13 protein-coding genes are annotated in these 13,467 nt (G+C 71.5%); 3 read left to right on the top strand and 10 right to left on the bottom strand.

The features are described 5' to 3' along the window. The first annotated feature begins 162 nt into the window (after nt 1-162). Nucleotides 163-1,200 carry a LacI family DNA-binding transcriptional regulator gene (locus O7631_RS20370; protein WP_278145684.1) on the top strand — a complete coding sequence of 346 codons (1,038 nt, stop codon included), beginning with the start codon at nt 163-165 and terminating at the stop codon, nt 1,198-1,200. A 132-nt stretch (nt 1,201-1,332) separates the two neighbouring features. On the opposite strand, the gene O7631_RS20365 is transcribed toward O7631_RS20370, so the two are convergent. From O7631_RS20365 to O7631_RS20355, 3 genes are all read right to left on the bottom strand, one after another. After that, on the bottom strand, nt 1,333-2,184 hold the full coding sequence (locus O7631_RS20365; protein ID WP_278145683.1) for a peptidylprolyl isomerase: 852 nt from the start codon (nt 2,182-2,184) through the stop codon (nt 1,333-1,335). A 70-nt stretch (nt 2,185-2,254) separates the two neighbouring features. Beyond that, nucleotides 2,255-3,463: a serine hydrolase gene (locus tag O7631_RS20360; protein ID WP_278145682.1), complete on the bottom strand. Its 1,209-nt coding sequence runs from the start codon at nt 3,461-3,463 to the stop codon at nt 2,255-2,257. Nucleotides 3,464-3,473: 10 nt separating this feature from the next. Continuing rightward, nucleotides 3,474-4,229 carry a MerR family transcriptional regulator gene (locus tag O7631_RS20355; RefSeq protein WP_278145681.1) on the bottom strand — a complete coding sequence of 252 codons (756 nt, stop codon included), beginning with the start codon at nt 4,227-4,229 and terminating at the stop codon, nt 3,474-3,476. A 166-nt stretch (nt 4,230-4,395) separates the two neighbouring features. Here O7631_RS20355 and O7631_RS20350 point away from each other — a divergent pair, with 166 nt between their 5' ends. Continuing rightward, nucleotides 4,396-6,690, top strand: a complete 2,295-nt coding sequence (locus tag O7631_RS20350; RefSeq protein WP_278145680.1) for an excinuclease ABC subunit UvrA — start codon at nt 4,396-4,398, stop codon at nt 6,688-6,690. 187 nt (nt 6,691-6,877) lie between these two features. Here O7631_RS20350 and O7631_RS20345 read toward each other — a convergent pair whose 3' ends face one another. The 5 genes from O7631_RS20345 to O7631_RS20325 form a co-directional block, all read right to left on the bottom strand. Then, a complete protein-coding gene (locus O7631_RS20345) occupies nt 6,878-7,297 on the bottom strand; it encodes a protein-tyrosine phosphatase family protein (protein ID WP_278145679.1) in 420 nt (139 codons plus the stop codon). 417 nt (nt 7,298-7,714) lie between these two features. Further along, the gene (locus O7631_RS20340) at nt 7,715-8,272 is read right to left on the bottom strand and encodes a hypothetical protein (protein ID WP_278145678.1); all 558 of its coding nucleotides are present in this window, start codon (nt 8,270-8,272) and stop codon (nt 7,715-7,717) included. 559 nt (nt 8,273-8,831) lie between these two features. Next, nucleotides 8,832-9,476, bottom strand: coding sequence for a response regulator transcription factor (locus O7631_RS20335; RefSeq protein ID WP_278145677.1), 645 nt, complete (start codon nt 9,474-9,476; stop codon nt 8,832-8,834). Further along, nucleotides 9,467-10,624: a histidine kinase gene (locus O7631_RS20330; protein ID WP_278145676.1), complete on the bottom strand. Its 1,158-nt coding sequence runs from the start codon at nt 10,622-10,624 to the stop codon at nt 9,467-9,469. Before O7631_RS20330 ends, O7631_RS20335 begins: the two co-directional genes overlap by 10 nt. Nucleotides 10,625-10,710: 86 nt before the next feature. After that, nucleotides 10,711-11,493: a DedA family protein gene (locus tag O7631_RS20325; protein ID WP_278145675.1), complete on the bottom strand. Its 783-nt coding sequence runs from the start codon at nt 11,491-11,493 to the stop codon at nt 10,711-10,713. An 82-nt stretch (nt 11,494-11,575) separates the two neighbouring features. Between O7631_RS20325 and O7631_RS20320 the strand changes: the two genes are divergently transcribed. Beyond that, entirely contained in the window at nt 11,576-12,292 is a 717-nt protein-coding gene (locus tag O7631_RS20320; RefSeq protein WP_278147978.1) for a carbon-nitrogen hydrolase family protein, read from the top strand. A 3-nt stretch (nt 12,293-12,295) separates the two neighbouring features. On the opposite strand, the gene O7631_RS20315 is transcribed toward O7631_RS20320, so the two are convergent. Further along, nucleotides 12,296-12,691 carry a VOC family protein gene (locus O7631_RS20315; RefSeq protein ID WP_278145674.1) on the bottom strand — a complete coding sequence of 132 codons (396 nt, stop codon included), beginning with the start codon at nt 12,689-12,691 and terminating at the stop codon, nt 12,296-12,298. After that, nucleotides 12,688-13,443, bottom strand: coding sequence for a MarR family transcriptional regulator (locus tag O7631_RS20310; protein ID WP_278145673.1), 756 nt, complete (start codon nt 13,441-13,443; stop codon nt 12,688-12,690). Before O7631_RS20310 ends, O7631_RS20315 begins: the two co-directional genes overlap by 4 nt. Nucleotides 13,444-13,467: the final 24 nt, after the last annotated feature.

Here is a 13,467-nt window from a genome sequence, read left to right as displayed (position 1 = left end):
TCCGGAAGACTTCCGTAATTCCGTCGGACGCCGTAACCGGCCTGGCGTGTCGTGAACCCCCACCGGTGAGGCAAGATGACGCGTGGAACGGGCACGCCGTTCCGGGACACACGGCGGACGGCACCTGGTGGTCGTTCCTCCGGTTCGGTGAAGGAGACGCGGGTGGGCGCGGACGACGGACGCAGGGTGACCATCACCGCGATCGCACGGGAGGCCGGGGTCTCGGTGCCGACGGTGTCACGAGTGCTCAACGGTCGCTCCGATGTGGCTCCCGGCACCCGGGAGCGGGTCGAGGAGTTGTTGCGTCACCACGGCTACCGGCGTCGCACCAGCCGCAGCGTTCGCCGCGCCGGCCTGGTCGACCTGGTCTTCAACGACCTGGACAGCCCCTGGGCGGTGGAGATCATCCGTGGCGTGGAGGATGTCGGGCACGGCGCAGGCCTCGGCACCGTGGTCTCCGCGATCCACCGGCAGCCCACCGCCGCCCGGCAGTGGTTGCAGAACCTCCGCACCCGGGCCACCGACGGCGTCATCTTCGTGACCTCGCACCTGAGCCCGCCGCTGCACGCGCAGCTACGCCGCCTCAACGTGCCGGTGGTGGTCGTCGACCCGGCCGGCGTTCCGGCGATGGACGTACCGACCATCGGGGCGACCAACTGGGCCGGTGGGCTCGCCGCCACCGAACACCTGCTCTCCATCGGGCACCGACGCATCGGCTTCGTGGCCGGCCCGACGCACCTGCTGTGCAGCCGTGCGCGACTCGACGGTTACCGGGCCGGGCTGGAGGCCGCCGGGGTTCCGGTGGACGACGCGTTGATCTACCCGGGTGACTTCTACCACGCCTCCGGGTTCTCCGGCGCCACGGCGCTGCTCGACCTCCCCGACCCGCCGACCGCCATCTTCGCCGCCAGCGACCAGATGGCCTTCGGGGTCCACGAGGCCGTTCGACGCCGAGGGCTGCGAGTGCCGGACGACGTCAGCGTCGTCGGCTTCGACGACCTGCCGGAGGCCCGCTGGGCGTCACCGCCGCTGACCACGGTGCGTCAGCCGTTGGTCGAGATGGGACGGTTGGCGGCACGGACGGTGCTGCGCCTGTCCCAGGGCGAGGGCATCGACTCGCCTCGTGTCGAACTCGCCACCGAACTGGTCGTGCGGGATAGCACCGCCGCCCCACCGACCGGGTCACCCGACCCGTCGTGACGGCCGGAACTGCGCCGGAGACCGGTTGGAGCGCTTCCGATCCGGTTCCGGTAATTACGGCGACCGGTCGGCGACCCGGCCGAGGCCGCCGGGCGCGGTGAGCGACGGCGGGTCGCCCACCGCGCCGTACGGTCAGTGGTGGTGGTGCGCGCGGACGGCCTTGCGGATCGTCACCGGCAGCGCGGGCGCGCCGTCGACAGGCGCGGGATCCTCAGCGGTCGGGGCCACTCCCCCGGCGGCGATCCGGTCCAGGGTGGCCAGCCCGGCGGCGTCGACCTCACCGAAGATCGTGTAGTTGGGGCGCAACGCCGAGTTGGCGTACACCAGGAAGAACTGGCTGCCGTTGGTGTCCGGCCCGGCGTTGGCCATAGCGAGGACGCCCCGCGCGTACACCCGGCGTTCCCCGGTCGGGTCGGTGGGCGCCGGCGGCAGGTCGGTGGGCAGCTCGTCGCGGTACCGGTATCCCGGGCCGCCCTCGCCGGTGCTCGACGGGTCGCCGCACTGCAACACGCTCAGCGTCGGGTACGCGGTGAGCCGGTGGCACCACGTGCGGTCGTAGAAACGCTTGCCGACCAGGTGCAGGAAGCTCTGCACGGTGCACGGCGCGGTGGCCCGGTCCAGTGTCAGCCCGATCGGCCCGTGGTTGGTCGCCAGGGTCACCCGGACCGTGCCCCGGGACGGGGTGCGTCGCGGGTCGGGCGGCAGCGGCACCGGTCGGGCTGCGGGCTCGTCCGGCGTCTCGGTGTACGCGCACGGGCCGTGCGTGGTGCGCGGCGGTCGGGCTGCGGCGTCGATGCGCTGTGCGGCGGACGCGGCCGACGCGCCGGACGCGTTCACCGCGTCCGCCGACGGGCCGGGCGCGGCCACAGCGGCGGCCGACGCGCCGACGACCAGCGCCCCGGCGAGCACGGTCACCCCCGCGAGGCGGGTCAGGGCGCGGCGGGGTGCCGCCACGCGGGGGCGCGGTGGGAGTTCACTCGACACAGGGATCCTCCTGGACTCGTGGTGCCACAAAGACCGGAGTCTATGGAGGGCAGCGCCGGATGTCGATTCGTCAGGGCAGCCGACGGCGACGCCGCCACAGCAGCCCGCCCATCAACGCCAGCACGCCCGCCCCGCTGACCGCGGTCACCGACCAGAGCCATCCCGAGCCGCTGTGTCCCGGCCCGCTGGCCGCCGCCGGCCGGGGCGCACCGGGCGCCGCCAGCGCCGACGGTGCCGCCGACGGCGTAGCGGTCAGCTCGCCCGGCTCGACCAGCCGGCCGACCGAGGCGTCCCGGGGCACTGTGAACCCCCAGTCGAGCAGGGCGGCACCTTGCTCCCAGCCACGCTTCGGCGCCGACTCGGCGCCGAGCAGGGTCACCACCAGCCGCCGCCCTCCCCGTTCCGCCGCCCCCACGTAGGTGTGCCGGGCCAGGTCGGTGAAGCCGGTCTTGCCGCCGAGCGCACCCGGGTACCGGTAGATGAGCTGGTTCTCGTTCTGGATGTCGAAACCCTTGGTGCGTTGCGCCGGCTGGGCCGGAATCGACGTCTGCTCGGTCAACGCGTACCGGCGGAACGTCGGCTCGGCGAAGCAGGCGCGGGCGATCAACGCCAGGTCGTACGCGCTGGTGAACTGGCCCGCCCCGTCCAGCCCGGACGGGGTGACAGCGTGCGTCTGGAGCGCGCCGAGGTGGTGCGCGTACTCGTTCATGGCGCGTACGCCGGCGGCGCTGTCCGCGCCGCCACCGAGTCGCGCGAGGGCGTTGGCGGCCTCGTTGCCGGAGTTGAGCAGCAACCCGAGCCAGATGGTCTCGATGGTGTACCGGCCTCCCGCGACCAGGCCCACGGCTGAGGATCCGGGTTCGATGTCCATGTCCTCGTCGGTGACGGTGACCGTCTCCTTCGGGTCCAGCCGGGGCAGCATGGTGGCCGCCAGCAGGAGCTTCTGCACGCTGGCGGGTGTGCCGTACTCGTGGGGGCCGCAACCGCCGAGCACCTGGCCGCTGTCCAGGTCGGCGACCAGCCACGACGTGGCGCTGACCCCCGGTGGCGCGGGAGCGCCGGCCGGCACCACCAGGCCCGCGGTGTCCAGCCCGACGCCCCCGACCACCCGCTGGGCGGGCACGGCGGGCGGGGGCGAGGGCCGGGGTGGACGGGACATCGCCGGCACCGGCACCCGGGGGCATCGCACAGTGGGCACGGCGGAGGCTCCCGCCGCGGCGACCGGCGCGGGAGCGAGCAGAACGGCGGACGTCGTGGCCGCCAGCAGCGCAGCTCTCATGTGCCCGACCCTAGTCACGACGATCGCTTTGCGGGACGGGATGCGGGTCAACCCGAGCGCCCAGGTAGTCGTGCAGCGCGGCGCTGCCGCGCAGCCTGCGCAGGCTACGGGCGTGCAGCTCCTGCTCACGGCGGGCCAGCTCGGCACGGACCCGCTGCGGGCTGCCGGTGGTCCGCAGTTCACCCAGCACCGCCTCGATGATCTCGAACGGGTACGCGCCCCGGCGGAGCAGCGCGATGACCTGCGCGGCGCGTAGCTCCGTTTCGTCGTACACCCGGTAGTTGGTGCCCGGGGCGCGTCCCGGCCGCAGCAGCCCGCGTTCCTCCCACAGCCGAAGCTGCGAGGTCCGGACCCCGACCACTGCGGCGACCTCGCCGATGCGGGCGGCGCGGCGCGGCGCGGGCCGGGCGTGCGACGGGCTGGCCAGCACGGTCTCGAAGGCGCCGAGCACCCGCCGGATCTCTGCGCGTTCCCGGTCCAGCTCGGCATGCCCGCCGTCGAGCGCCGCCAGGGCCGCCGGCACGTCATCCGAGTGCACCGCCGCCATGATCTCCCGGGTACGGATCCAGCCGTGCCCCTCGGCCAGTCGGCGTGCCACCGTCAGCGCCCGCGCGTGCGCGGTCGTGAAGATCCGGTATCCGCTGTCGGTGCGGCCGACGGGCGGCAACACCCCCTGCTCGACGTAGTTGCGCACCTGCTGCACCGAGATCCCGACGGTGGCGGCGAGGTCGACGGCGCGCAGCCGTTCGACGGGTCCGGAGGTCACGACGGCAACCGTACCGGTTACCACGTGATTTGAGACTTTCCGGAGCAGTTCGCGGCCGCCTGCTCGGCAGGTTCGGCAAAAGTCTCTACATGGGGATGAATGAGACAATGGAACCCGTCAGCATCGGCGGGGCAGGAGTCCCGCCACGAATCCGCGAAGGGTCCGCATGTCGCAGCCAGCATGGTCCGCCGCCGACAGCCACGACATGATCGAGGTACGCGGAGCGCGGGAGAACAACCTCGCCAGCGTCTCGGTCGACATCCCCAAGCGCCGGTTGACGGTCTTCACCGGCGTCTCCGGCTCCGGCAAGTCGTCGCTGGTCTTCGGCACCATCGCCGCCGAGTCCCAGCGCATGATCAACGAGACCTACAGTGCGTTCCTCCAGTCGTTCATGCCGAACCTCAACCGGCCGGACGTCGACTCGCTGCGCAACCTCAGCGCGGCCATCGTCGTCGACCAGGAGCGGATGGGCGTCAACTCCCGCTCCACCGTCGGCACCGCCACCGACGCGTACGCGATGCTGCGGATCCTGTTCAGCCGGCTCGGTCAACCGTCGGTCGGCGGCGCCGGGGCGTTCAGCTTCAACCTGCCCGAGGGCATGTGCCTCACCTGTGAAGGGCTCGGCCGGGTCTCCGACCTCGACGTCAACGAGCTGGTCGACGTCGAACGCTCCCTCAACGACGGCGCGATCACCGCGCCCAACTTCGCCGTCGGCTCCTGGTACTGGCAGACCATCGTCGGCTCCGGTCTGTTCGACCCCGACGTCAAACTCCAGGACTTCACCCCGCAGCAGTGGGAGGACTTCCTCCACAAGCCGGCCACGAAGATCAAGGTGGGCAGCAACAACTGGACGTACGAGGGTCTGGCGGTCAAGGTCAAGCGGCTCCTACTGACCAAGGACCGCGAGTCGATGCAACCGCACATCCGCGCCTTCGTCGACCGGGCGGTCACCTTCACCAGCTGCGGCGACTGCGGCGGCACCCGACTCAACGCGGCAGCCCTGTCGTCGCGCATCGCCGGGCAGAACATCGCCGAGTGCTCGGCCATGCAGATCAGCGACCTGGCCGCGTTCGTCCGGGGCGTCGACGACCCGGGAGCGGCGCCGCTCGTCGCCAACCTCCGCGACCTGTTGGAGTCCCTGGTCGAGATCGGGCTGGGCTACCTCAGCCTGGACCGCGAATCGGCGACCCTCTCCGGCGGCGAGGCGCAACGGGTGAAGATGGTCCGGCACCTCGGCTCCAGCCTCTCCGACGTCACGTACGTCTTCGACGAGCCCACCGTCGGCCTGCACCCGCACGACATCGCCCGGATGAACGACCTGCTGCTGCGGTTGCGCGACAAGGGCAACACGGTGCTGGTGGTCGAACACAAGCCGGAGACCATCGCGATCGCCGACCACGTGGTCGACCTCGGCCCCGGGGCCGGCACCGACGGCGGGCGGATCTGCTTCACCGGCGACGTCGCCGCGCTACGCCGCTCCGACACCCTGACCGGCCGCCACCTGGACCACCGGGTCACCGTGCGCGCCGACGTACGCCGACCCACCGGGCACCTTCCCATCCGCCAGGCCGACCTGCACAACCTGCGCGACGTGGACGTGGACATCCCGCTCGGTGTGCTCACCGTGGTCACCGGCGTGGCCGGCTCCGGCAAGAGCTCGCTCATCCACGGGTCGCTACGCGGCCGTCAGGGCGTCGTGATCGTGGACCAGTCCCCGATCCGCGGCTCCCGGCGCAGCAACCCGGCCACCTACAGCGGGTTGCTCGACCCGATCCGCACCGCGTTCGCCAAGGCCAACGGGGTCAAGGCCGCCCTGTTCAGCGCCAACTCCGAGGGCGCCTGCCCGGCCTGCAAGGGGATCGGGCTGATCTACACGGACCTGGCGATGATGGCCGGCGTGGCGAGCGTCTGCGAACGGTGCGAAGGCCGACGCTTCACCGACGAGGTGCTCACGTACACGCTGCGCGGCAAGAACATCAGCGAGGTGCTGGCCATGTCGGTCACCGAGGCGCACGCGTTCTTCCCGGGTGGGCCGGCGCACCTCATCCTCGGCCGGCTGGTCGACGTCGGGCTGGGCTACCTCAGCCTCGGGCAACCGTTGACCACCCTGTCCGGCGGCGAGCGGCAACGGCTCAAGCTCGCCATCCACCTGGCGGAGAAGACCACCACGTACGTCCTGGACGAGCCCACCACCGGCCTGCACCTGGCCGACGTGGACCAACTGCTGGCCCTGCTCGACCGGATGGTCGACGCCGGCAACACGGTGATCGTCATCGAGCACCACCAGGCGGTCATGGCGCACGCGGACTGGATCGTCGACCTCGGCCCGGGCGCCGGACACGACGGCGGCCAGATCGTCTTCACCGGCACACCCGCCGACCTGGTCGCCCACGGCGACACCCTCACGGCCACCCACCTCCGCGAGTACGTCAACGCGCCAGCAGCGGTCGACAGGGGGTGACGCCCGCGGGGCCGAGGTCTCCGGGCTGTGCGCGCGGCCGACCAGGGCGTGCGCGCGGCCGGTCGGGTGCACGGCCCGGGCGGGGGCGTGCGGCCAGTCGGGGCGTGCGGCCGGTCGGGGCGGCGGCGGGTGCACGGCCCGGGCAGGGCGTGCGCGCGGCCCGGTCGAAGCGTGTGGAGGTTGTGGCTCAGGCGACGCGACGCAGCCAGCGCCGCTGCCAGGGGGTCTCCACCGCCTTCGGGTGGTAGCCCGCCCGAACCCACGGCACCGCCCGCTCGACCGGCAGACCGTCGAGGATCGCCAACGCGGCCAGGGCCGTTCCGGTGCGGCCCACCCCACCCCGGCAGGCCACCTCGACGCGTTCGCCGTCGTGCGCCCGCCGCAGCGCCTCGCGCAGAGCGTCGAGGGCATCGGCGCGATCCAGCGGAACCCAGAAATCGGGCCACCGTATCCGCCGATGCGGCCAGACCGGCACCGGACCAGGCGCCAACAGCACGGCGAAATCGGCAGGCGAGGTCTCCGCAGCGACACGACGTCCGCGCACCGCAACCCCACTGGGGAGTACGAGTACGCCCGGCTGCTCCGACCACGGCTGCGCGTCTGTCATCCGGACATTGTGCCGCCGCCCTCTGAGCACAGACAGCGCCGCCCCCGGCCTTGTGGGTCGGGGGCGGCGCTGGTGTCGGTGTGCAGGTCGCCTCTCGGCGAGTGGCACGACGCGGCTCCAGCCGAACGGTATTCCGCGAGGGCAATATAGGTGAGGCCCGGGGACACTGAGTCACACCGACACCCTCCACAACCAGCCCGCCCCCGACCTTGTTCCCGGCGTCCCGCTTCCCGCCGCAACTTCCAGGCCGCGCTACCTCAGACCATCCCGAAGCGCGCTGCCACACCACCGCATCACGAGATCTTGGACAGTTTCCGTTCACGCCTAACGGAAACTGTCCAAGATCTCGGGGTGGATATGCCGCTGGCCGGCACCCCGTTGTGGGTGCCGGCCAGCGGTCGGGCTGTTTGGTGGGGGTCAGCTGTTCCAGTGCTGGCCGACCAGGTCGGTGGCCTGCTGCTCCCACTGGGCGTACGCGTCGGGGTAGGCGGAGACCTGCACGGTCTGCGCGGCCTCGGTCAGCGGCATGTCCTGCCACCCGTCGACCTGCTTGAGGCCCTTGAGGAACGCGGTGGTGGAGTAGGCCGGGTCGGTGATCTGCTCCGGCGTGCCCCAACCCGAGGACGGCCGCTGCTGGAACAGGCCCAGCGAGTCGTGGTCGTTGGCGTCGCCGAGGTGGCCCAGGTTCTCCAGCTTCGACTCCTGCAGGCTCGTCGCGATCGAGATCACCGCGGCCCGCTCCGGGAGACCGGCCTTCTTCGTGGCGGCGATGATCGCCTTGACGTTGGCGGTCTGCTCACCGTTGAGGGTGATGTGCGACTGCTCGCCCTGCGGCTTCGGCGCCGTCTGCACCGCACCAGCAACAGGCTTCGCATCCACGGGGTTGGCGTGGGCGGCGATCGGACCAGCGAACACACCACCGGCGAACGCGAGACCAGCAACGGACAGCACACTCTTACGCATGATCGTGTTCATGGGGGAAGCTCCTTCGGGGGTAAGGACACCCGCAGTGATGCCGCGGGTGAGAGCACCTCGTCCGGCGCTGCAACACAAGTCCTAGGGGGAATCTTCGGCGGCCTGCGAGCGGGAGGCTCGCGGCGCCGGGTCCCTGTGTAACGACCCGGGGACCGGAGCCATTCCGGCCCCGTGGCACCGGTGAAGCGGGGTGCCGGTCGGGCCGGGGTCCAGGTGTAACGACCCGGGGTCGGGGGTCATTCCCGGGGGCGGACCACCGCGCCGACCGGCCGTGGTCCTGCGATCGTCAGGGTGTGTAACGACCCCGACCCGGCCACGATTCCGGCTGAGATGTGCCGCCGACCACAGCCCAGACGACCCAAGACCGGACAAACACGCGCGCGCACCAGAGCGACAACGGACCCTGATGCCTGATCGCCGCCTGCGGACCCCTGGCCAGCACCGCGATGATCGACTCAGTTTTCGTGAAGTCGCGGCATCGGATCGCCACGGACACCCCGACATCAAGGAAGGCGAGTCGATCACTCCCGCGACGGGGGCGTGGTTTGGGGCGAATGCGTCAGCTGCCCAGATAGCGCAGGACGGCGAGGATCCGCCGGCTGTAGCCGGTCGTGTGGGCGAGATCGAGTTTGTCGAAGATGGCGTTGACGTGCTTTTCGACAGCACTCTGCGACACGTGCAGCCGCTGGGCGACGGCGAGGTTCGTGTGGCCCTGCGCCATCTCGTGCAGCACGTCCCGTTCGCGCGGTGTCAGCCGACCGAGCGGGTCAGGCCGCCCCGAGCCGGCCACCACCTGCCGGACCACCTCCGGGTCGAGGGCGGTGCCTCCGGCGGCGACCCGGTCGAGTGCGTCGAGGAAGTCGTCCACCTGGGCAACCCGGTCCTTGAGCAGGTAGCCGACCCCCTCAGGGCGGTCCGCGAGCAGCCGGCCGGCGTACCGCCGTTCCACGTACTGCGAGAGCACCAGGACGCCGGTGTCGGGCCACCGCCGACGGATCTCCAACGCCGCCCGCAGGCCGTCATCGGTGTGGGTGGGCGGCATCCGGACATCCGTGACGACCACGTCGGGCCGGGTTCGTCCGACCGTCTCGACGAGTTCGTCGGCGGTCCCGACCGCCGCGAGCACCTCGTGGTCCTCCTCGGCGAGGAGTCTCGTCAGGCCTTCCCGGAGCAGCGTCGAGTCTTCGGCGAGGACTAGCCGCACGGCAGTTCCGCCAGCAGTGTCGTCGGACCGCCAGCAGGGCTGGTCACCCGCAGCCGGCCGTCCAGTGCGGCGACCCGTCGGGCCAGCCCGGACAGCCCGCGCCCTGCTGGTTCCGCCCCGCCGACGCCGTCGTCGTGCACGCGCATCCGGATCCACCCGTCCTGTGCCTCGAAATCGACAGTGACCAGGGTAGCGGCGGCGTGTTTCGCGGCGTTCGTGAGCGCCTCGCAGGCCACGAAGTAGAGCACCGTCTCGATCTGCCGCTCGGGGCGGACCGGCAGCTCGTAGCGGATCCGCACTGGCACCTCGGATCCGCGAGCGGCGATGGCGAGGACCTCGCCCAGATCGTTGCTGTCCAATGCCGACGGGTAGACCCGCCACGCCACCTCACGCAACTCCTCGACGGCCCGCTGGACGTCCTCGTGTGCCTGCACGATCAGCGCGTGCGTACGGTCGGCGTCGCGGGCACGGCGGGCACGGCCGAGCAGCATGCCGAGGGCGATCAGCCGTTGCTGCAGGCCGTCGTGCAGGTCGCGTTCGATGCGCTGCCGTTCGGCGTCGACGGCGGCGATGACGCCGGCCCGACTGGTGGTCAACTCCTGGACCCGTCGCGTCAGCTCCGCCCGGGTGCCCGGGCTGAGCAGTCGTCGCGCCAGCCGGACGTCGAGCACCGCGATACTGGCGAAGGCTTGAACGTTGAGCAGTAGCAGGACCACACCGACGCCGACCTGGGCCAGTGCGTCGAGAAGGGTCAACTCTCCGCGCACCGCCGCGCGCAGCACGATCCAGGCCAGCACCACGCCGACACCCAGCAGGGCGTACGCCAGCACGCCGAGCGTTCCGGTCAGCAGTCGGGCGACCAGGTAGCCGATCTGCCGTCGGGTCACCACATCGTCTGTCGTGGGCAACTCCTCGGCGGCGAGCAGCCCAACGAGGCGGCGACGTTCCATGTGCACCAGTCGCCCCGCGTACCTCTTGGTCAGGGCGGCGACCCGACGGCGGGCCGCCGGTTTCATCGCGACCAGGCTGAACGCGGCGGCCGCGACGGTGAGGAAGACGAACCCGACACCGGCCGTCGCGACGCCGACGGCGACGCCGACCGGAAGCCGGAGGACGCCCCACCACCTGCCGGTTCGCCGCTCTCCCACCACCTCGTCCGCCTTTCACACCGAGCCCTGACGCACCGACGGGTGCCATGTGTGGTGGCGCAGCAGAGGCCACCAGGGATGGTCGACTAGCGGTCGTCCGAGCCCCACGACCCGCTGCGGTAGAGCGTTCCGCGACCGGCCGGGTCGGGCACACCGTTCAGCGTGTTCGGCTCGGGTTCGGTCGGTTCGGGGTTCTGCGCGGCGCGGCGGGCTCGCAGCACACGGGACCCGACGAACCAGGCGGCCGCGGCCGCGCAGACGACGATCACCACCTTCTGGAGCATGCCGGCGTAGCCCTCGACGAGGTGCCAGTTGTCGCCGAGCAGGTAGCCGGCGAGGACGAACGTGGTGTTCCAGATAAGGCTGCCCAGCGTGGTGTAGATCAGGAACGTGCCGACCGGCATCCGTTCCACGCCCGCCGGAATGGAGATCAGGCTACGGAAGATCGGGATCATCCGGCCGAAGAAGACGGCCTTCACGCCGTGGCGCAGGAACCACGCCTCGGTCCGGTCCACGTCGCTGAGCTTCACCAGGGGAAGCCGGGACACGATGGCGCGCATCCGGTCGCGCCCCAACGACGCGCCGATCAGGTAGAGCGCGAGCGCACCCACCACCGAGCCCAGCGTGGTCCAGAAAATCGCACCGACCAGACTCATCCGTCCCTGCGCGGCGACGAACCCGGCCAACGGCAGAATCACCTCGCTGGGGATCGGCGGGAAGAGGTTCTCCAGCGCCACCGCCAGGCCGGCACCGGGGCCGCCGAGCCGTTCCACCAGGTCAGTGACGTAACCGACGATCCCGCCCTGCGGCGGTTCCGCTGCGGCGGTGGGGGTTCCGGTGGCGAGCAGGGCGTGGGACGTTCGAATCATGCCCCCACGGTACGAAGCGATCCTGAGAGTCGACCATGAGGCCGACCCCCCGACCGCACGGGTCGACCACATCGGTAAGGGTGTGGAAGACCGCACCCCGCTGCGTCTCGCGGTGGCGCAGCCGGCGTGCGTACCCCTGGATGTCGCGGAGAACGCGCTGGCGCACGCCGCCGCGGTCCGCGCGGCGCGCGCCCGGTTGGTGGTCTTTCCGGAGCTGTCGCTGACGGGGTACGAGTTGGACGCGCCGGTCGTGTCGGTCGACGACCCGCGGTTGACGCCGCTGGTCGAGGCGTGCGCCGAGACGGGCGCGTTGGCCCTGGCCGGTGCGCCGGTCGCGGGCGACCACATCGCGATGCTGGCGGTGAGCGGGGGCGGCGCGACGGTGGCGTACCGGAAGATGTGGTTGGGCGGTGCGGAGCCTCGCCGCTTCTGCCCGGGCGACGTGCCAGTGGTGCTCGACGTGGACGGTTGGCGGGTGGGGTTGGCGATCTGCAAGGACACCGGGGTCGCCGCGCACGCGGCGCGGACCGCGGCGCTCGGGATCGACGTGTACGCGGCGGGTGTGCTGGAGTCGGCCGAGGATTCGGCGGTGACCGACGAGCGGGCCGGCCGGATCACGGCCGCGCACCGGGTCTGGGTGGCGGTGGCGAGCTTCGCCGGGTCGACAGGTGGCGGCTACACCGAGGCGGCGGGGCGGTCGGGGGTCTGGACACCGCAGGGCGAGGTGTACGCCCGCGCGGGCGCCGAGCCGGACGAGGTGGTCAGCGTGCTGGTGACGCCAGGGATGGACGGCGTCTGAACGTCAGGCGCGGATGGGCTCGAACAGCTCGACCGGGTTGCCCGCTGGGTCGTCCATGACGATCTGCCTGCCGCCGGGGCCGCTGACGACGTCGCTGCGGAACACCACACCGGCTGCTCGGAGCCGGGCCGCCTCGGTGTCGATGTCGGCGACGATCAGGTGGATGCGATTCCAGCCACCGGGGTGCGGACGGCGCCCGTCGGGCATGGCGCGGCCGGCGGAGCTGTCCGGGCCGGACAACAGCAGCCGCAGGTTGCCGCGCCTCACGTCGGCGAACGCGGGCAGGAACGTGGTGATCGGAGTGAACCCGAGGTAAGTGGTGTAGAAGTCGAGCGCGGCGGCAACGTCGTCGACGAGGTAACGCACGCTGACGGTGCCGTCATCGGCAGGGCTGGTCATGATGTCTTCTCCCGGCGGTGAGTGAGTGTGTGCAGCAGGAAATCGATGCGCTGGGCGAGTGCGTCGGCGACGTGCTCGAACGCGGGCGGCCCGCCAGGCTCGGCGGCGGGGTCCGCGATGCTCCAGTGCACCGGTCGCGGATGGCCCGGAAACTCGGGGCAGACTTCCTTGACCCGGTCGCAGAGAGTGATCACGACGTCGAATCGCTGACCACTGAACTCGGCAAGGTGTTTGGGTCGGGCTGTTGTCAGATCGATCCCACGAGCCGCCATGACGCCGGCCGCCAGCGGATGAATCGGCTTCGGTGTGCTCCCGGCGCTGAACGCCTGCACAGCCCCGCCGGAGCGGTCGCGCAGCAGCGCTTCGGCCATCTGCGACCGCGAGCTGTTGGCCGTGCACAGGAACAACACCCGCCCGGCTGCCGGGGCGGCAGGCGCGGGTCCGGTGAGTCGCAACCCGGGGTGCAGGGCGTCACCCACGCCGGACAGCAGGTCAGCGCAACGGGCAAGGTCGAGCGAGTAGTAGGTGTCACGGCCGTCGGCGCTGCTGCGCCGCGCGGTCACCAGCTCGGCCTTGCGCAGCTTGGCCAGGTGGTACGAGACGAGATTCTGTGGCTGGCCGAGCGACGCGGTCAACTCCCGCACAGCGAGGTCGCTGCCAGCCAGCTCACCGAGCAGCCGCCACCGCACCGGGTGCCCGGCGGCCGTCACGAACCCGGGCGGCGTCATGGTGCCTGGTGTCTCTGAGATCACGCCCGGAGATTACATCAAATTGGA

The organism is Micromonospora sp. WMMD967 (genome assembly GCF_029626165.1).
Classification (GTDB): domain Bacteria; phylum Actinomycetota; class Actinomycetes; order Mycobacteriales; family Micromonosporaceae; genus Micromonospora; species Micromonospora taraxaci.
The sequence above is the reverse complement of the archived record's forward strand: the minus strand, read 5'-3'. Positions and strand labels throughout refer to the sequence as shown.

Coding starts and splice junctions, on each gene's coding strand:
- O7631_RS20340 (WP_278145678.1), bottom strand. CDS start 8,272: ATGAACACGATCATGCGTAAGAGTGTGCTGTCCGTTGCTGGTCTCGCG.
- O7631_RS20325 (WP_278145675.1), bottom strand. CDS start 11,493: ATGATTCGAACGTCCCACGCCCTGCTCGCCACCGGAACCCCCACCGCC.
- O7631_RS20315 (WP_278145674.1), bottom strand. CDS start 12,691: ATGACCAGCCCTGCCGATGACGGCACCGTCAGCGTGCGTTACCTCGTC.
- O7631_RS20345 (WP_278145679.1), bottom strand. CDS start 7,297: ATGACAGACGCGCAGCCGTGGTCGGAGCAGCCGGGCGTACTCGTACTC.
- O7631_RS20350 (WP_278145680.1), top strand. CDS start 4,396: ATGTCGCAGCCAGCATGGTCCGCCGCCGACAGCCACGACATGATCGAG.
- O7631_RS20360 (WP_278145682.1), bottom strand. CDS start 3,463: ATGAGAGCTGCGCTGCTGGCGGCCACGACGTCCGCCGTTCTGCTCGCT.